Raw genomic sequence first — 18,149 nt, 5'->3', positions numbered from 1 at the left:
CGACGATGAAGGGGACTTCGGCCATGGGCCTACGCGGTGAGGCGGCGATCGTCGGATACACCGAGCTGCCAGCGACCAAGCGTCCCACCGGGCCGCTCGAGTTCAACCTCGAACAGTGGGCCCGGCTCGCGGCCGCGACGCTCGCCGACGCCGGACTCGACGCCGCCGACGTGGACGGCATCTGCACCGGCCATCTGCAGGAGTCGCAGATCTTCGTGCCGTCGACCATCGTCGAATACCTGGGCATCCGGGCCAACTTCGCGGAACTCGTCGACCTCGGCGGCGCCAGTTCGGCGGCCATGGTGTGGCGCGCGGCGGCGGCGATCGAACTGGGCATCTGCAACGCCGTGCTCTGCGTGGTGCCCGCGACCCCGCTGACGCCGGTGAGCGAGGCCAAGCCGGTCGACTTCGGGGACATGTTGTACTTCGGCGCGTCGAGCAACCGGTACGGGTCGCCGCAGGCCGAGTTCGAGATCCCCTACGGCAATCTCGGGCAGAACGGACCCTACGGTCAGGTGGCCACGCTGTACGCCGCCACCTACGGGTACGACGCACGCGCGATGGCCAAGATCAGCGTCGACCAGCGGGTCAACGCCAATCACACACCGAGCGCGATCTTCTCGGACACCCCGCTCACCGTCGAGGACGTCCTCGCCAGCCCCGTCATCGCCTCCCCGCTGCACATGCTCGAGATCGTCATGCCCGTGTTCGGTGGCGCCGCGGTCCTCGTCACCAACGCCGACCTGGCCCGCCGGTCACGCAACCGGCCGGTGTGGGTCAAGGGCTTCGGCGAACGCGTGCCGTACAAGACACCGACGTATGCCGAGAAGCTGCTGGAGACTCCGATGATCGAGGCCGCGGCGTCGGCCTTCGGCATGGCCGGTCTCGCGCCGACGGACATGGACATGGTGTCGATCTACGACTGCTACACCATCACCGCGCTGCTGAGCCTCGAGGACGCCGGCTTCTGCGGCAAGGGCGAGGGCCTGCGGTTCGTCGCCGACCACGACCTCACCTTCCGCGGCGACTTCCCGATGAACACCGCGGGCGGGCAACTCGGATACGGGCAGCCGGGCACCGCGGGCGGCATGCACCACGTGTGCGACGCCACCCGCCAGATCATGGGTCGCGCCGACGAGGCACAGGTGCCGGACTGTCATCGCGCGTTCGTGTCCGGCAACGGCGGCATCCTGTCCGAACAGACGACACTCGTCCTGGAGGGTGACTGAGAAGTGAGCGCCATGCCCCGACCGATGCCGGTCCCGACGCCGACCACCCGCCCCTTCTGGGATGCGCTCGCAGAACACCGGATTCGCATCCAGTACTCACCTTCGTCGGACCGCTACGTCTTCTATCCCCGGGTGCTCGCGCCCGGGACGCTGGCCGACGACCTCGAGTGGCGCGAGATCAGCGGTGCCGGAACGCTCTACACGTTCACGGTCAGCTTCCGTCCGGTGTCACCGCACTTCGTCGACGACGTGCCGCAGATCCTCGCGGTCGTCGAGTGGGACGAGGGTCCGCGCTTCTCGACCGAGATCGTCACCGCCGCACCGGACCGCCTGCGGGTCGGCATGCCGGTACGGCCGGTGTTCACCGATCACCCCGAGGCCGGGGTGACGATGCTGCGGTACGAACCGGCCGAGTGACCCGACGCGGTCAGCGTCCGTGGGCGTCGAAGAACTGCCAGGACGCCTCGGAGGCGTCGAACGCGTTGGTGGTCGCCCCCGCCGCGTCGGGGCCGGCCGGTGCGCCGGGCCAGGTGTGGCCGCCACCGTCGACGCGGTTGAACACGACTGCCGTGCCCGCCGCGCACGGCGCCGACGTCGACCGCTGCACCTGCGTGCCGTACGCGGCGCTGAACAGGGTGTCCTCGACCGGCGGCGGGCACCCGTCGACCTGGCGCCAGCGGTCCACCATGGCCGGGGCGCCGATCACCGTGCTGGTACCGCCGCGGCCGGTCATCCCGCCACCGCCGTAGGGCACGATCGGATCGGCGGAGCCGTGGGTCTCGAACACCGACACCGGTCGCGAGGGGTTGCACGGGACGCCCGCGCCGAGCGTGCCTGCGACGGGAGCCACGGCGGCGAAGAGGTCGGCGCGGTCGCACGCCAGACGGTTGGCCATGAACGCTCCCGCCGACAGCCCGGTGACGAAGACCCGGCCGGGGGCGATGCCGTAGTCGGCGACCAGCTTGCCGACGAGCGCCGAGACGAAGCCGACGTCGTCGACCCGCTGCCGGTCGGGCACCGAGGCGCCGCGGCCGTCGGCCCAACTCGCGTCGATGCCATCGGGATAGACCACTGCGAAGCCGTGCGCGTCGGCGACGGCGTCGTAGTGCGTGAGTGCGGCCTGCGCGCCCCCGTTGGCACCCGCGGCGTGCAGGTTGACGACGAGGGCCGAGGGCCGTTCCACGCCGGCGGGCACGTGCAGCACGTAGGTCCGCGGAGCACCGGCGAAGTCGAATCGGGCGGCCGACGCGACCGAAGGCGCGGCCGCGAGCAACGCCAGTCCGCAGGCCAGGAGGATCGCGGTCCTGGCGCGCAGGCGCGAGATGGGGGTGAGCACCCGCGGATGGTAAGTGCGACAGGGAAACCTACGGCGAACGCGACGTGGCCGGCCGACGTCGCCCGTGATCCCCCGCATTCCGATCGCCCGCGTTGTACTGTGTGTTCGCCCGATCGGGCCCGTGGACCCAGAGCGAAGGCAGTTCACCGTGCGACTGATCCGTGAACTCATCCGCCCCTACGCCTGGCCCGTGGCGGGCATCTTCGCCGTGCTGGTGGTCCAGATCGCGATGAGTCTGGCCGCTCCGTGGCCGTTGAAGATCGTGCTCGACAGCGTCGTGGGCGACCGCCCCCTCCCGCCGTGGCTGCACGGACTGCTGCAGCCGATGCTGGGCGGCGAGGGCCGGATGCACGTCGCGGGATTGGCGGCCATCATGCTGGTGGTCATCGCGGTGATCGCGGCCGTCGCGACCTACATCGCCAACTACCTCACCGAGACCGTCGGTCAGCGCATCGGCAACGATCTGCGCACCCGCGCCTACCACCACATCCAGCAGCTGTCGCTGAACTTCTTCGACACCCACCGGGTCGGGCCGATCCTCAGCACCCTGACCGACGACGTCGACACCATCCAGGACTTCGCGTCGGCCTCGACGCTGGGCATCGCCACCGACCTGCTGACCATCGTCGGCATGCTGTCGCTGATGCTGTGGCTGCAGTGGGACTTCACGCTCGTCGCACTGGCCATCGCCCCGTTGCTGCTGCTGTTCGTCTCGCGCATCCGCAAGGCCGTCAAGGCGGCGACGCACGAGGTGCGAAGGCGCGAGTCGGACATCGTGGCGGTGGCCGAGGAAGGGCTGCAGTCCATCCGCGTCGTCAAGGCGTTCGACCGCGAGGAGCTGCAGGAGCGCCAACTGGCGATCGCCGGCCAGGCCGCCGTGGACGCCGCGCTCAACGCCCGGCGGGTGAAGTCCGTGGTGTCACCCGTGGTGGCCGTCGTGGTGGCCGCGTGTACCGCGCTGGTGCTGTGGCGCGGGTCGGCGCTGATCCTCGCGGGCGTGATGACGGCGGGGACGCTGACGGTGTTCATCAGCTATCTGGCGTCGTTCTTCAAACCCGTGCAGGACCTCGCCAAGCTGACCAACACCATCGCGATGGCGTCGGTGGGCGTCGAGCGGGTGAGCGCGCTGCTCGACGCCGAGACAGGCATCGAGGAGCGGGCCGACGCGGTCGACCCGGCGCAGGTGTCGGGCGCGGTGAGCTTCGAAAAGGTCGCGTTCAGCTACGACGGCGAGAAGCCGGTCCTGCGCGACGTGAGCTTCGACGTCGAACCCGGTCAGCTCGTCGGCATCGTGGGCCACACCGGCAGCGGCAAGTCGAGCCTGGTCAGCCTGATCCCGCGGTTCTACGACCCCAGCATGGGCGCCGTGCGCATCGACGGCGTCGACATCCGCGACTACAAGCTGCACGAGCTGCGCAGGCAGATCGCCTACGTGCTGCAGGACACCGTGCTGTTCCGCGGCACCGTGCGTGACAACATCGCCTTCGGCAGGCCCGACGCCAGCCACGACGAGATCGTGGAGGCGGCGAAGCTCGCCAACGCGCACGAGTTCGTCTCCGACATGCCGAAGGGCTACGACAGCGCCGTCGGCGAGCGCGGGATGACGCTGTCCGGAGGACAGCGACAGCGCATCGGCATCGCCCGCGCCATCCTCCGTGACAGTCCGATCCTGATCCTCGACGAACCCACCGCGGCACTCGACGCCGAATCCGAGCACCTGGTGATGTCGGCGATGCGGCGATTGATGAAGGGGCGCACCGTCATCACCATCGCCCACCGGCTGAGCACCATCCGCGACTCACACAAGATCATCGTGCTCGAGGATGGTCGCGTGGTCGAGGAGGGAACGCACGGCGCGCTGCTGGCACTCGACGGCAGATATGCTGAGCTGCACCGCATCCAATACGAAGGCGAGACCCCGTGAGTCGCTCGCTGATCATCCTGCCGGATGATTCGGCCCGTCCCGTGCTCGACGCCATCCACGCGTCGACCAGGTCGGTGCGCATCAAGATGTTCGCCTTCTCCCACCGCCCCCTGCTCGATGCCGTGGTGGCCGCGCACCGCCGCGGCGTCAGCGTGCAGGTGATGCTCAACCCCGAACGCCGCGACGGCGAGACCGACAACGATGCCGCCCGAGAGGCACTGCAGGACAACGGAATCGACGTCCGGGAGAGCAACCCCGAGTTCGATCTCACCCACGAGAAGTCGATGGTGATCGACGATTCGCACGCCTTCGTCGAGTCGCTGAACTGGACCGACGAGAACTTCAGTGCGACGCGCGACTACGCGGTGGTCACGCCGAGCGCGTCGGAGGTCGCCGAGATCACCGACTGCTTCGAGGCCGACTGGCACCGCGAGACCTTCGATCCCGGCCACGACGCACACCTCATCTGGTGCCCCACCAACGGCCGCACCAGGATCTGCGACTTCATCGACCGCGCCGAGAAGACGCTGTTCGTGCAGAACGAGCGCTATCAGGATCCGGTGGTGATCGAGCGCCTGGTGCGCGCCGCACGCCGCGGCGTGAAGGTGCACGTCATGGCGAGGACAGCACACCACCTCAAGCCCAACAAGTTGCTGGAGGGCGTGAGCGGCCTACGCATCCTCGACGACGTCGGCATCAAGATCCACGAACTCAAGCACCTCAAGTTGCACGCGAAGATGATCCTGGCCGACCAGGAGCGCGCCATCGTGGGATCCATCAACCTCTCGCCGGGCAGCTTCGACCACCGCCGCGAACTGGCGATCGAGGTCAGTGACCGCCACGTCCTCAGGCCGCTGACCGAGGTGGCGCACCACGACTGGAAGCACTCGGCTCCCATGGACCTCACCGACGCCGGCCTGCTCGCCGACCTGGCGAAGACCCCGTCCGACCGGGTGGCCGAACTCGGCCTGCACCCCGACGAGAATTGACGTCGAGCAAACTCAATTTGCCAGACTCGCACGGCGTGGTGCGCATCACGCCAAGACGCTCGAGACCCGCCCGGTCACTGTCCGAGTCTGCCAAAACGGCCGCGGACGTGCGAAGACCGCGAACAATATGAACACTAGTTGACTTCCAGGTGACGCGGACGGACGATGATCGCGTGATCGATTTGAAAGAACAGGCGATCATCGAGCAACTCGCTCAGCGCCTGGCATCCAAGTTCGCCGAGGTGCCACCCAGGACGGTCGAGGACGTCGTGCGGGCGCAGTACGCGCGCTTCGACGGCCGACCGGTGCGGGACTTCGTGCCGCTCTTCGTCGAGCGCCGCGCGACCAATGAACTCACCGGGCGGGGTGCGTAGCGCGCCCCGATCGCGTTCGCACGACGTGTCGGACCCCTCTGAAATAATGGGGTCATGTCCAGCACGGCAACGGCTTTGGCGCCACCGGCCACACCGGCCGAGCGTCTCGACGCGTTGTTCGAGAAGCTGGCCGAGCTGACCGGACAGCGCAACGCCATCGACGGCCAGATCGTCGACATCATCGCCGAGATCGACGGCGACCAACTGTGGGGAGCCACCGGCGTCCGCTCCATCGCCGCGTTGGTCGCGTGGAAGACCGGCGCCGCACCCCGCACCGCCGAAACCTTCGTCGCCGTCGCCCACCGCGCCGAGCAGTTTCCCCGCTGCGTCGCCGGACTCCGCGAGGGCCGACTGTCCCTCGACCAGGTCGGGGTCATCGCCGAACGCGCCGCCGACGGGTCCGACGACCACTACGTCGACCTCGCCGCCGTCGCCACCGTCACCCAACTGCGCAGCGCCGTCAAACTCGAACCCCGCCCCGACCCCACACCCAAACCCGAATCGCAACGCTCGATCACCAAGACAGTGGGACCCAACGAGGACTACGTCACCTGGAAGATCCGCCTGCCCCGCCTCGACGCCGCTAGATTCGAGGCCGCCCACCAGTCCCACCGCGACGCCCTGATCGCCGACTGGAAGGCCGACCACGACACCAGGGCCGACTCCGATGCGGCTCCCCCGTTCCCCGACGGCGTGGACGCGTTCATGTCCCTCATCGAGGCGGGCTGGGACACCGACGTGGCCCGCCGCCCCCACGGACAACGCACCACCGTCGTCGTGCACGTCGACGTCGAGAAACCCGCCGCCGCACTGCACCTCGGTCCGCTGCTCACTGACGACGAACGCCGCTACCTGCTCTGCGACGCCACCTGCGAAGTCTGGTTCGAACGCCAGGGCCGGCCCATCGGCGCCGGACGGACCACCCGCACCATCAACCGACGGCTACGCCGCGCCCTCGAGCACCGCGACCAGTGCTGCGCGGTCCCTGGCTGCGGCGCGACCCGCGGCCTGCACGCCCACCACATCGTGCACTGGGAGGACGGCGGGGCCACCGAACTCGACGACCTCATACTGCTGTGCCCCTACCACCACCGGCTGCACCACAGCGGCGGGCTCGGCATCACCGGCACAGCCCACCAACTCGTCATCACCGACGCCGACGGCCGTCACCTCACCGACGCATCACTGGCCCGACCACCCACGACACCAGCACCGGACGTCCCGCCCTGCCCGGGCCCACTCGGGGAACGCGCTCAATGGTGGTGGTACACACCGTTCGAACCACCACCGACGACCGAGAACTAGACGTCATCCCTACGTCGCGGTGAGCTGCTTCTCCTCGTAGAGCCGCGCCCACTCCTTGCGCGGCCTGATCGAGACGTCGACGTCGGTCGCGGTGGCGCGCAGGGCACCCACCGTCGCCTGATCCTTGGGCGTGAGCTTGAACGGATCCCAGTCGAAGAACCGGCAGGAGTTCTCCCACGTGATCTTGTTGATGTCGGTGTCGTCGGCACCCGCACCGTTGAGTTCGGCCAGCACCTGCTCGGGCGCGTCCGGCCAGAAGCAGTCGGAGTGCGGGTAGTCGCACTCCCACGCGATGATGTCGATGCCGATCTCGTGGCGCAGCCGCAGCGACGTCTTGTCGGTGACGTAGCAGGCCAGCGAGTGCTCACGGAACACGTCGCTGGGGAGCTTGTCGCCGAAGTCGCGACGTAGCCACTTCTGGTTGGTGTAGTGCCGGTCGCTGCGGTCGAGATAGAACGGGATCCAGCCGATGCCACCCTCGGAGAACGCGAACTTGAGGTCCGGGTAGTTGCGCATCGCGGGTCCCCACAGCAGGTCCTGTGCGCACATCGCCGACACCTGCGTGGCGAGGATGATCAGGTTGTCGATCGGGGCGTTGGGGGCCATGCTGATCGCCCCGAATCCGGTGCCGATGTGCAGACACATCACCACGTTGTGCTCCGACAGCGTGCGGAAGACCGGACCCCAGTAGTCCTCGTCGTGATAGCTCGGAAGCCCTTCCAGGTGCGGCAGTTCCGGCATGGTCACCGCGCGGCAGCCCTTGGCGGCGACGCGCCGGATCTCAGCGCACATGGCCTCGGGGTTCCAGGTCGGCAGCACGGCGATCGGGATGAACCGGTCGGGGTAGCTGCCCGCCCACTCGTCGATGTGCCAGTCGTTGTAGGCCGACACCATCACGAGGGTGACGTCCTCACGGTGCATGTTGAGGTGCCGCGCCGAGAAGCCGGTGAAGGTCGGGAAGCACATCGAGGCGAGGATGCCGTTGCGGCTCATGTCCCGCACCCGGGCGTGCACGTCGTAGACGCCGGGCCGCATCTCGGCGAACCCCGCGGGGTCGCGACCCCACTCCTCGGCCGGCCAGGACACCACGGCGTTGAGGCCGCTGACGCCCTGCGGCCTGCCCTGATACATCCATTGATCGACGCCCTTCTCGTCGGTCACGACGATCGGCGCCTCGGACTTGTACTTGGCCGGCACGTGGTTGAGGAACATGTCCGGGGGCTCGACCACGTGGTCGTCGATGCTCACCAGGATCAGGTCGTCGGTCTGCATGATTCAACTAGTACCCTCGGATTCCGTGACCGTCTCTGCACCTTCGGACAAAGGTTTGTCACTTTCGGCCAGCCGCCCGATCATCGAGCTGCGCCGCGGCGGCCGGGCCACGGCGGGCAGCTACCTCTACGAGGGCGACGGGCTGATCACCGGCTGGCACTCGCACGAGGTGCATCAGATCGAGTACGCGCTGCACGGCGTCGTTGAGGTCGAGACCGACTCGGCCCACTATCTGCTGCCGCCGCAGCAGGCGGCGTGGATCCCGGCCGGCCTCGAACACCAGGCGGTGATGAACCCGGACGTCAAGACCGTCGCGGTGATGTTCGCCCCCGACCTCATTCCGGCGCCCGAGGCCCGCGCACGCATCATCGCCGTCTCGCCGCTGATCCGGGAGATGATGGTCTACGCGCTGCGCTGGCCCATCGACCGGTCCGACACCTCCGATGAAGCGACCTCCGACGACTTCTTCCGCACCCTCGCCGCGCTCGTCGTAGAGGCGCTCGATCACGAAGCGCCGCTGAGCCTTCCGACGTCCGACCACCCGATCGTCTCGGCGGCGCTGGCCTACACCAAGCAGCACCTCGACTCCGTCACCGCCGACGACGTCGCACGTGCCGTCGCCGTCTCCGAGCGCACCCTGCGCCGGCTGTTCTCCGACGAGATCGGCCTGTCCTGGCGCACCTATCTGCTGCACGCCCGCATGCTCCGGGCGATGGCGCTGCTCGCGGGGCCGGGTCAGTCCGTGCAAGCGACGTCGTCGGCGGTCGGCTTCGAGAGCATCAGCTCGTTCACGCGGTGCTTCGCGCAGTTCAGCGGTGAGACGCCGTCGTCGTATCGCCGCCGGGTCACGGCGCGCTGACCCGTGCAGGCTCCTCCGACGACGTTCCTGCACGACCTGGTGTCCGCGGCCGCCGCCGACGTGCCCGACCGGCCCGCCGTCATCGCACCCGATGGCGTCGTCAGCACGTTCGCCGAGTTCGACCGGCAGATCGGCGCGGTGGCGCGCTGGGTGGGTGAGCGCACCCGGCCCGGCGACCGGGTCGCGGTGATCGCCGACAACGGCGCGCAGTACGCCCGGCTGTACTACGCCGTGCCGCGCAGCGGACGCCTGCTCGTCCTGATCAACCAGCGGTTGAGCGTCACCGAACAGGTCGGGCAACTGGAGGCCACCGACCCCGCACTGATCGTCGGCGATGCCCGCCATCTCCGGGCACTGCCGGCCGTCGCTCCGCTGGTCGAGTTCGAATCCGCCGAATGGGTTGCGGCCGAACGTGGTTCGCCGGTCGCGCCGGTCGCGTCCTCCCCCGACGACCCGGCCTGGTTGTTGTTCACCAGCGGCTCCACCGGAGCCCCGAAGGGCGTCCTGCACAGCCACCGCTCGATCACCGCGGCGGTGTGGGGCACCGTCGCGGGCCGGTCGGTCCGCGGCGGCGGTGTCTATCTGCTGCCGTTCCCCATGTGCCACGTCGCGGGATACAACATGCTCGTGCAGCACGCCGCGCGGTCGACGGTGCTGCCCGTCCCGGCCTTCCGGCCCGACGCGTTCGTCGAGACGGTCCTCCGGTACGGGGTGACGTCGTGCTCACTGGCCCCGACGATGCTGCACGCGCTGCTGGCCCACCTCGACGAGACCAGTGCCCGGTTGCCGACGCTGCGCGACGTCGCCTACGGCTCGGCCGCGATACCGGCCGACCTGCTGCGCCGTGCGCTCGACCGGCTCGCCGTCGGCTTCCACCAGGGTTACGGGATGACCGAGACCGGTGGCAACGTCACGTTCCTCGGGCCCGACGAGCACCGCGCGGGCGCCGCCGGCGACACCGCCGCACTCGCGAGCGCGGGCCGCCCGCACGACGGGGTCGAGGTCCGCATCGACGGCAGCGACGCCGGGGAGATCCTGGTCCGGGGCGCGCAGGTCGCCGTCGGCTACTGGCCCGATCGTCGACCGATGAGCACCGACGGCTGGTTGCGCACCGGCGACGTCGGCCGCATCGACCCGGCCGGGCGCCTCGTCGTGCTGGACCGCACCAGGGACGTCATCATCACCGGTGGGGAGAACGTGTCCTCCCGCGAGGTCGAGGACGCGCTGTCCACGCATGCCGACGTCGAACAGGTTGCGGTCGTAGGTGTTCCGGACGAGTACTGGGGCGAGGCCATCTGCGCCGTGGTGGTCCCCCGCGCCGGATCCGATCCGGACGTCGACGACCTCGTCGCCCACGTCCGCGCCGCCATCACCGCGTTCAAGCGGCCACGCCACGTGATGTTCGTCGACGCGCTGCCGGTGACCACCAACGGCAAGGTCGCGAAGCAGGCCGTCCGTGATCACGCACGGCAGATCCTGCGACTCGAGGGCTAGCGACTCAGGCGGCGATCGCCTTCTCGATCTTCGCCGAGATCGCCGACGCCTGGGTGATCACCGGGATCGGCGGCCGGCAGGCCTCGACGTCGATGACGACGTTGGAGCGCACGCTCAGGACGTGCTGGCACACCCGGCTCTGAGCGCCCGACCCCCGGGCGATCGGCATCGCCAGTTGATTCTCCGTGCGACTGAGATCCCCACTGAGCCAGCGGGGTAGCGCCCTGTCGTTGAGTGTGATGTTGACGTGGTGGTTGGTGCACTTCGTCCAGCGCTCGGCCGACTCGTCGAAGAAGCGGCGCGCCGCATCCGCCGACGGATACGAGACGACCGACTGGGCGACGGAGGTCGACCAGTCGTCGGAGTCCGGCGCCCGCAGGACCTGCTGGCGGATCGCCCGCCACCCGTCCGCCGTGCCCTGCTCGCCGTAGATGGCGGCCTGGTCCGGCTGCCACACGCCGAGGCAGTTCATGTTGCTCAGAAGATTCCGGTCGTCGTTCATCACCTGGGTCACCGGGTGCGGCGTCAGGGTGGGCACGCCCATCACCGTGCTGATGTCGGCCACGCCGACGAGCAGACTCTCCAGCTCCGTGTCGGGAACCACCGTCGCCGCCGTTGCGGCGCTGGACTTCTCACTCGAGCAGCCCGACAGCACCATCGCCAGACAGAGCAGTCCCGTCACCGCGAGTCGAACGTCAGGCATGCGTTCCCGCTGCGGCGCAGGCCGTCTGTACGGCCTCGGCGTCGGTGTTCATCTCGGTGGCCGTGGTGTTCATGGTGTCGCCGCTGGTCCGCACGGCCATCTTCACCAGCAGCTTCGTCGCGCCCCACGACCAGGACCGCATCGGCGAGGCGATGTCCGGCGACAGGCCGGGGGTGTTCGCGGTCGACAGCGTGACGCTCGCGCCCTGCCGAAGTGCGGTGCGGCCCACCTCGTTGCTGCTGGCGATCGCCGGGTCGTTGTAGTCGGGATTCGAGTACGACTCGATCTCCTCGGCGAAGTCGCCGTAGTAGTACGAGGTGGCGTCGAGGACCTCGGCGAACTGTCCGCACGCCGCGGACGCGACGGGATCGGCGTCGGCCGACGACTGCGACTCGACGGCGACCGGACCCGGCCCGGCGGCATCCGCCGGCTCGGCGGCGGACAGCGGCGCGAAGGCCAGCGCGACCCCGAGGGTGAGCAGCGCTGCGGTCGACACTCGTCCTGCTGCGGTGGGCGTTGCCACTGTTACTCCTCGGGTAGCGACTGCAATCCGACTCTCGGCTCGTCGACGCCCCTACCGTCAGAGGACGAGAAGAACGGAAGGTGAACTGGGACCCACGGTTCGATGGCCCGTCACCGTCCATTGGGATTCGCTGCGCTGTGAACATGCTGTGCACGACTTTTACTCGGACAGAACGTAATTGCCACACGCTCACCTCGCGCACCTTCGATGACAAAGTGGTCACGGGTGTTCGCGCCCCGTTCACCGTCCGGCAACCCGTGCCGTGGAAGCTCCCTCGCGACACATCCGGTGGATTCACCGGTTCGAACCACGAGAGGTGCTCACAGCCCTATGTCCAATCGCTTCGCTACCGTCGCTGCAGTATGCGTGCTGGCTTCGGTCGGCTCTGCACCCCTCGCGCTCGCGGAACCCGCACCGCCGCCGGCGGATCCGGCGATCGTCCCCGTGTCAGCCCCGCTTCCCCCCGAGGGTGCCGTCCCGTCCGCGGCTCCCGGCATCCTCGACACCCCCGACGGCTGGCACCTCGAGGTCGTCGGCAGCAACGAGACGCAGCTGCCCGTCGCACCGCTGACCACCGCCATCTCGTCGCGTGAGTACCTGGTGGCCGGCACCTTCACCGGCAAGGTCACCGGCGGCGGCAAGACCAAGCTGACCGGCGGGACGCTCGAGGCCGGTGAGCAGATCGGCTGCGGCATCATCTCCGACGAGACCGAGATCAACCCGGGCGCCAGCATCACGCCCGGCCTCGGCGCGCTCGGCATCCCCACCCTCAGCGCCGGTGTCAGCCTGCAGGGCAAGGTCTACCTCAAGCCCGGCACCGTCACCAGCGTTGCGCTGGACAAGAAGTCGTTCAAGGGCACCTCGACACGCGTCTCCATCACCGGTGTGCGGGTGAAGACGGATCAGTGCGCCGGCCAGTCGTTCATCCGGTCGTACGCGACCCTGACCGCATCGACCGACAACACCGATGACGTGGTCACGTACATCGGCGTCACCAAAGCCGTTTAGCCACCAGCCGACTTCGAACGAGAGAACATCATGAACCGCTACGCCCTCGCCGCGGCCACCGCATGCATGGCCATCCCCTTCGCCGCCACGTCTCCGCTCGCCCTGGCGGAACCGCCCATCGATCCCGTCGGTGGCGTCGCTCCCCCGCCGGACACCGGCGTCGTCGCCTCGGCGCCTCCCGGCGTCGTCACCAGCCCCGACGGCTGGACGCTGACCGTGGTCGCCAGCAACGAGACCCAGCTGCCCATCGCGCCCCTCACCACGGCGGTGTCGTCGCGGGAGTACCTGGTGGGCGGCACGTTCAGCGGCACCGTCACCGGTGGCGGCAAGACGACGCTGTCCGGCGGCGTCCTCGAGGCCGGCTACCAGATCGGCTGCGGCATCGAACTCGGACAGGTCCGCCTCATCGGCCAGGCCGGCGTCAACGTCGGCGTCGGCATCTCGACTCCCGGCGGATCGCTCGGTGGTCTCGGCCTGGGCAGCGTCCAGTTCCCGATCTCGGGCACCATCGAGATCCACGCCAAGCCGGGCACCGTCACCCAGGTTCCGGTGGACAAGAAGACCTTCAAGGCCGCGCCGGTGCGCGTCACCCTGAAGGACACCCACGTCAAGGTCGACGGCTGCGTCGGACAGTCGTTCCTGCGGTCCTACGCGACGCTGACCAGTTCCACCACCGACACCGACGACATCGTGGCCTACTACGGCGTGACGAAGTCGGTCTGATCCGGGAAGCGACGTCCTGCCCATGAACGCCCCACTGTCACACGGCAGGACCGCGCGAGCGATCGCGTTCGGCGCGTTGGCATTCGGAGCGGCGGTCGCCTTCTCGGCGACCGCCGCTGCGGAGCCACCGCCCGCACCCCTGCCCGTCGTCCCACCCGGCGCCCCCGTGCCGCCGCCTCCGCCGGAGGCGGGTCCCTACATCCCGGGGATGGGCAACGCGTCGGCCAACATGTTCGGCATCCTGGCCCAGAACGGCCAGCCGTCCGTTCCCGGTGCCGTCGGGGCGCCGTCGACCAACGGTCTCGACGCCGCCAGCGTGCTCGGGCTGAACCCGGTCCCCCTCGCTCCCAACGGGCAACCGGGAACCCCGCCGAACCTCAACGTGTTCAACAACGCCTACGGCCTGCCACAGAACGAGGTGCCCGCCGCGCCGGGGCAGGGTCAGCAGTTCGACGTGGCCCCGGGCCAGGAGAACGCGGACGTCGGCAAGCGGGAATGGCTCGGACGGTACGTCGACCTGTACCGCGACGGCCGGCTCAAGGGTGGGCTGCTCGGTCAGATGCCCCAGCAGCAGCTCGGCGAGCCGCTGCCCGGGACGGCGCCGCCTCCCGGCACCGTGATCTCGCCGGGGCTGGTGCAGAACCTGCCACCCGCCCCCGACGACGGCAGCGCACCGGCTCCGCCGGGGCTGATCCTGCCGCCACCGCCGCCGTGATCGTCACGTGTCGGTGACCACGAAGTCATACGGCAAGTCGTGACCCGACGATCACCGTACGGTCGAGCGGCAAGTTGAAGTACCCCACGGCGTCGGCGGTGACGTTCGACGTGGTGACGAACAGCTTCGTCCGCCACCGATACATGGTCGACGTCGTCCCGACGACGAGGTCGAGATTGGACAGGAAGTACGATGCGTCCTCGAACTCGATGAATCCCTCGGTCTTCGTCTCGTCGAGCGACGCGAGGGCTCGAGGCACGTCGGGACGTTCCATGTAGCCATATCGGACCGTGACGTGAATGATCCCGTCGGCATAGCCGAGGTCGTCGACGGACGTGCGGTCGGCCTCCGACACGCTCGGTTGCGGCTCGGTTTCGAGTGCGACGATGACCACGTGTTCATGCAGCACCTTGTTGTGAGCGATGTTGGCACACAGCGATAGTGGAGCCGTATCGCCACCTCGATTGAGGAATACGGCGGTCCCGGGGATCCGCACCAGCGGCGGATCATGGATGGCGAGTTCGTATACCAGCGCCCGCAGCGGGCCCTCGACCCGGGCGCGTTCCGTCATGACGACTCCGAGCGCCCCTACGACCACGGCCAGCCGGACGGTATCCCGCGGGCCGCGAGGTCTGCTCGCGGGAGGAGCTTCGGCCGCGTCGAGGGTCACTGGCGGGCAGCCCGAAGATGCGTCGCCTAGGCGCCCGCGGTCGGCCGACGCTCCTCGCGACGGTTCAAGTAGCGGCATGCGAGCAAGGCAACGGTCGTTGGGCCGAACAACACCAGGACGGGCAACAGATCCGGGAGCGAACCCGCCACTGAACTCGAAGGAAGCCGACGATTCCATCGCACTCGACGTCGACCGTCGACGGCCTTGACGGAATCCTTGCGGGCCTGTGTCGATCGTCACGCGTGTCATGCCGATTTTCGTCAAGAACACGGCCTCTCGCGTAAACAACCCGTCAGCGCACGCATTCCGGCGACGAGCTGCAGGTACGAAGGCACCATGAGGGTCGAGGAACGCCCCTTTCCGGCACGCCCGTCGTGGACCCGGCTGCTGCACGGCGAGGAGTCCTGGGGCACGCTGATCGTGCAGCCTCAGCGCTTGGGCGCCACCCGCTACCAGCTGGTCGTCTACCCGCCCGGCATAGGCGACTCGCAGCGCCGGTGGGTTCGCGCATGGCGAGGCTGGCCTCTGTGGGGCGCCCTCTCGTGGCTGCTCACGATGGTCTGGCTGTCGAACGTCGTCGACTCGTGGACTGCGCTGACGGTTGCGACGACGGCTTACCTGTGATCGGGTGCCGCCACCCGTTGGATGGCGGGACCTGCCCGTGACGACGTCCGCACCGTCTACGCAGAGGTCTCTGCAGGACAACACGATCCGTCCATTCGGACACGCGTACGCGCCATCGAAGTCAGCGCGGCGACCATGAGCCACGCATACGACGGATACCGACGGGGGACCATGTCGGCGGTGGACTACGAGGCGATCTGGTGGCATGTCTACACCCGGGCCGAGTTGGGGCAGAGTGCGGGCAACATACGTCTCTGATCGAGCGGCCGTCAGCGCCAGAGATCCGAATCCCGCTCCATTGTCCGGCAATCCGAGTGAGTGCAGAGTGGCGTGGCGTTGCCCCTCCGCCGACGCACGGCGGCTTGCAGGTGTCCAGGTGCTGACGTGAACATCTCCAACCGGTTGGCGGACTCGGCTGGCAGCACGGGTGCGACGTCAGCTGACGGTGGTCACGCCCCGCACAGCGAGGCCACCTCCAATGGGTTGGTGGACTGCGGTGTATACGTCGATGGTCATCGACTGACCCATGCGTACGGACCGCGAGACGCCGTGGTGAAGGTGCAAGAACTCGGGGAAGGCTTCGGGTGGATTGGGTTGCATGAACCGGACGCACACCAGATGCGCTTGGTCGCGGAAGTCTTCGACCTGCATCCGCTGGCCGTCGAAGACGCGGTTCATGCTCACCAACGCCCAAAGGTAGAGCGCTACGACGACACGTTGTTAATCGTCTTGAAGACCGTGAAGTACATTCCGCACGAATCGATCTCGAGTGCGAGACATCGTCGACACGGGCGAGATCATGGTCTTCGTAGGGCCAAGCTTTGTGGTCACGGTGCGTCACGGAGACTTCAGTGGGCTGGCCGGGGTCAGGAAGGCCGTGGACGGAGATGCCCACCAGTTGCGGCTGGGACCGTTTGCATTCATGCACGCCATCGCAGATCACGTCGTCGATGACTATCGCGACGTCTTCATGCGAGTGGAGACCGACATCGACGCGATCGAAGAGCAGCTCTTCTCACCGCGCAGCACCGAGATCGATCAGATCTACCTGCTCAAGCGGGAGATCACGGAGCTGAAGCGCGCGGTGAACCCCCCTGGCCGAAGCACTTCGGGAGATCGGGACCGAGCACGCAGACCTCGTCTGCAAGGAAGTGCGCCGGTATCTACGCGACGTCATCGACCACCAGACCCTGGCTGCAGAGCGGATAAACAGCTACGACGAACTGCTCACCTCTCTCGTCACGGCCGCGCTCGCTCAGGCCGGTATGCAACAGAACCTCGACCTGCGCAAGAATTCGGCGTGGATCGCCATTGCTGCGGTGCCCACCATGCTGGCCGCCATCTACTGCATGAACTTCGACCACATGCCAGAGCTGCGTTGGACGTGGGGCTACCCCACGCTGCTCACCGTGATGGGCACCATCTGCATCGCTCTGCACCACACCTTTCGCCGTAACCGTTGGCTGTGAGATCGTGGCTACTCGCTGACGTGTCCGCGAACGCTCATCACCGAGCAGCTCGTGTGGTTGAGCACGGACCCGGCAGTCGTGAGCTGGAGAGTGAGGCCGGGGTCGTCGGCGCTGACCACCGCCAGCTGGGCGAGGCTGGCGTTCTTCACGAGGTAGTCCAACACGCCGTGACCGAGCGGCAGGGAACAGATTGCTACCTCAGACGCGTGAGCACGAGCGGGATCTCGGGACATATGGTGCTCAAGACGCATGTGGACCGTTTGCGCGGTATCCGTACGCGCGTCGTCGTGATCTCGTCCCGTGGTGAGTGCGAGCAGCGGGGCATTGCGCAACCGCGCCTCCATCTTCGCCACGTGCAGTACGGCGTCGGAATCCAGCGTGTCGTCGATTCTGGCAATGATCCAACGACCATCGACGGCCGCGTCAGCGTGCGTCTGGATGACGGCTACCGGGCAGTGAGCGGATTGCGATAGGACAGATGCCGTGGACCCGAGGTTTCGCCGGGAGGAGCTGTTGTGGCTCGTCCACCCGACACACACCATTGCTGCCGATCGAGATGCTTCGGCCAGCATCGGGGCCGGCGCCCCGCGGAGGATCTCCATTTCGAGCTTCACCGGCTTGCCGGTGGCTTCGACGGCGTGCCAGGCGCGATGCGCGATGCGTTCGGCTTCCGCGTAGTCCCCGTCGAGGCGGTGGGAGTCCATTTTGGCATCGAGGTCGTGCCCGATGACGTGGACCAAACGCAACGGGATGTCGCGACTGACGGCCTCGTCGATCGCCCAAACCGCGGCACGTACTCCGGCCTTGGAACCATCGATGCCGACGATGATCGATGCGGGAGGGAAGGCGTCGTTCATGGTCCTCCTGAATAGTCGAGTGCTCGCGCTGCGCCAATGTCACGCGTCACTTGCGACGCTATCCGTGCGACGGCG

Annotated in this window: 17 protein-coding genes and 2 pseudogenes; 13 read left to right on the top strand and 6 right to left on the bottom strand. The window is 68.1% G+C overall.

From position 1 onward, the window contains the following. Nucleotides 1-23: 23 nt before the first annotated feature. Together AC1MEY_RS04535 and AC1MEY_RS04530 are read left to right on the top strand one after the other, a co-directional pair. Nucleotides 24-1,229, top strand: a complete 1,206-nt coding sequence (locus tag AC1MEY_RS04535) for a thiolase family protein (protein ID WP_480231295.1) — start codon at nucleotides 24-26, stop codon at nucleotides 1,227-1,229. A 12-nt stretch (nucleotides 1,230-1,241) separates the two neighbouring features. Further along, nucleotides 1,242-1,646: a Zn-ribbon domain-containing OB-fold protein gene (locus AC1MEY_RS04530; protein WP_480229531.1), complete on the top strand. Its 405-nt coding sequence runs from the start codon at nucleotides 1,242-1,244 to the stop codon at nucleotides 1,644-1,646. 10 nt (nucleotides 1,647-1,656) lie between these two features. On the opposite strand, the gene AC1MEY_RS04525 is transcribed toward AC1MEY_RS04530, so the two are convergent. Continuing rightward, nucleotides 1,657-2,565 carry a CE1 family esterase gene (locus AC1MEY_RS04525; RefSeq protein ID WP_480229530.1) on the bottom strand — a complete coding sequence of 303 codons (909 nt, stop codon included), beginning with the start codon at nucleotides 2,563-2,565 and terminating at the stop codon, nucleotides 1,657-1,659. A 148-nt stretch (nucleotides 2,566-2,713) separates the two neighbouring features. Between AC1MEY_RS04525 and AC1MEY_RS04520 the strand changes: the two genes are divergently transcribed. From AC1MEY_RS04520 to AC1MEY_RS04505, 4 genes are all read left to right on the top strand, one after another. Continuing rightward, nucleotides 2,714-4,489 (top strand): ABC transporter ATP-binding protein, encoded by a 1,776-nt coding sequence (locus tag AC1MEY_RS04520; RefSeq protein WP_480229529.1) that lies wholly within the window; start codon nucleotides 2,714-2,716, stop codon nucleotides 4,487-4,489. Then, the gene (locus tag AC1MEY_RS04515; RefSeq protein WP_480229528.1) at nucleotides 4,486-5,478 is read left to right on the top strand and encodes a phospholipase D-like domain-containing protein; all 993 of its coding nucleotides are present in this window, start codon (nucleotides 4,486-4,488) and stop codon (nucleotides 5,476-5,478) included. The genes AC1MEY_RS04520 and AC1MEY_RS04515 overlap by 4 nt, the downstream gene beginning before the upstream one ends. A gap of 173 nt (nucleotides 5,479-5,651) precedes the next feature. Continuing rightward, the gene (locus AC1MEY_RS04510; protein ID WP_480229527.1) at nucleotides 5,652-5,852 is read left to right on the top strand and encodes a three-helix bundle dimerization domain-containing protein; all 201 of its coding nucleotides are present in this window, start codon (nucleotides 5,652-5,654) and stop codon (nucleotides 5,850-5,852) included. A 54-nt stretch (nucleotides 5,853-5,906) separates the two neighbouring features. Continuing rightward, nucleotides 5,907-7,157, top strand: coding sequence for an HNH endonuclease signature motif containing protein (locus AC1MEY_RS04505; RefSeq protein WP_480229526.1), 1,251 nt, complete (start codon nucleotides 5,907-5,909; stop codon nucleotides 7,155-7,157). Between the two features lie 9 nt (nucleotides 7,158-7,166). On the opposite strand, the gene AC1MEY_RS04500 is transcribed toward AC1MEY_RS04505, so the two are convergent. Further along, the gene (locus tag AC1MEY_RS04500; protein WP_480229525.1) at nucleotides 7,167-8,429 is read right to left on the bottom strand and encodes an amidohydrolase family protein; all 1,263 of its coding nucleotides are present in this window, start codon (nucleotides 8,427-8,429) and stop codon (nucleotides 7,167-7,169) included. A gap of 25 nt (nucleotides 8,430-8,454) precedes the next feature. On the opposite strand from AC1MEY_RS04500, the gene AC1MEY_RS04495 reads away from it, so the two are divergent. Together AC1MEY_RS04495 and AC1MEY_RS04490 are read left to right on the top strand one after the other, a co-directional pair. Continuing rightward, nucleotides 8,455-9,288, top strand: a complete 834-nt coding sequence (locus tag AC1MEY_RS04495) for an AraC family transcriptional regulator (protein WP_480229524.1) — start codon at nucleotides 8,455-8,457, stop codon at nucleotides 9,286-9,288. 3 nt (nucleotides 9,289-9,291) lie between these two features. Further along, entirely contained in the window at nucleotides 9,292-10,782 is a 1,491-nt protein-coding gene (locus AC1MEY_RS04490; RefSeq protein WP_480229523.1) for an AMP-binding protein, read from the top strand. Between the two features lie 4 nt (nucleotides 10,783-10,786). Here AC1MEY_RS04490 and AC1MEY_RS04485 read toward each other — a convergent pair whose 3' ends face one another. After that, nucleotides 10,787-11,485 (bottom strand): sensor domain-containing protein, encoded by a 699-nt coding sequence (locus AC1MEY_RS04485; protein WP_480229522.1) that lies wholly within the window; start codon nucleotides 11,483-11,485, stop codon nucleotides 10,787-10,789. Then, nucleotides 11,478-12,008 (bottom strand): hypothetical protein, encoded by a 531-nt coding sequence (locus tag AC1MEY_RS04480; RefSeq protein WP_480229521.1) that lies wholly within the window; start codon nucleotides 12,006-12,008, stop codon nucleotides 11,478-11,480. Before AC1MEY_RS04480 ends, AC1MEY_RS04485 begins: the two co-directional genes overlap by 8 nt. 330 nt (nucleotides 12,009-12,338) lie before the next feature. Here AC1MEY_RS04480 and AC1MEY_RS04475 point away from each other — a divergent pair, with 330 nt between their 5' ends. The 3 genes from AC1MEY_RS04475 to AC1MEY_RS04465 are packed head-to-tail and all read left to right on the top strand — an operon-like array spanning nucleotide 12,339 to nucleotide 14,454. After that, the gene (locus AC1MEY_RS04475; protein WP_480229520.1) at nucleotides 12,339-13,016 is read left to right on the top strand and encodes an MspA family porin; all 678 of its coding nucleotides are present in this window, start codon (nucleotides 12,339-12,341) and stop codon (nucleotides 13,014-13,016) included. Between the two features lie 30 nt (nucleotides 13,017-13,046). After that, nucleotides 13,047-13,739 (top strand): MspA family porin, encoded by a 693-nt coding sequence (locus tag AC1MEY_RS04470; RefSeq protein WP_480229519.1) that lies wholly within the window; start codon nucleotides 13,047-13,049, stop codon nucleotides 13,737-13,739. A 22-nt stretch (nucleotides 13,740-13,761) separates the two neighbouring features. Then, on the top strand, nucleotides 13,762-14,454 hold the full coding sequence (locus AC1MEY_RS04465; RefSeq protein ID WP_480229518.1) for a hypothetical protein: 693 nt from the start codon (nucleotides 13,762-13,764) through the stop codon (nucleotides 14,452-14,454). A 25-nt stretch (nucleotides 14,455-14,479) separates the two neighbouring features. Here AC1MEY_RS04465 and AC1MEY_RS04460 read toward each other — a convergent pair whose 3' ends face one another. Beyond that, a complete protein-coding gene (locus AC1MEY_RS04460) occupies nucleotides 14,480-15,364 on the bottom strand; it encodes a KUP/HAK/KT family potassium transporter (protein ID WP_480229517.1) in 885 nt (294 codons plus the stop codon). Between the two features lie 96 nt (nucleotides 15,365-15,460). Here AC1MEY_RS04460 and AC1MEY_RS04455 point away from each other — a divergent pair. Continuing rightward, nucleotides 15,461-16,006 (top strand): annotated as a pseudogene (locus tag AC1MEY_RS04455) (DUF6611 family protein). A gap of 144 nt (nucleotides 16,007-16,150) precedes the next feature. Continuing rightward, a pseudogene (locus AC1MEY_RS04450) lies at nucleotides 16,151-17,217 on the top strand (magnesium and cobalt transport protein CorA). 8 nt (nucleotides 17,218-17,225) lie between these two features. On the opposite strand, the gene AC1MEY_RS04445 reads toward AC1MEY_RS04450, so the two are convergent. Then, nucleotides 17,226-18,074, bottom strand: a complete 849-nt coding sequence (locus tag AC1MEY_RS04445) for a universal stress protein (RefSeq protein WP_480229516.1) — start codon at nucleotides 18,072-18,074, stop codon at nucleotides 17,226-17,228. Nucleotides 18,075-18,149 lie beyond the last annotated feature (75 nt).

It is taken from the genome of Mycobacterium sp. PTI7 (genome assembly GCF_056679845.1).
The sequence above is the reverse complement of the archived record's forward strand: the minus strand, read 5'-3'. Positions and strand labels throughout refer to the sequence as shown.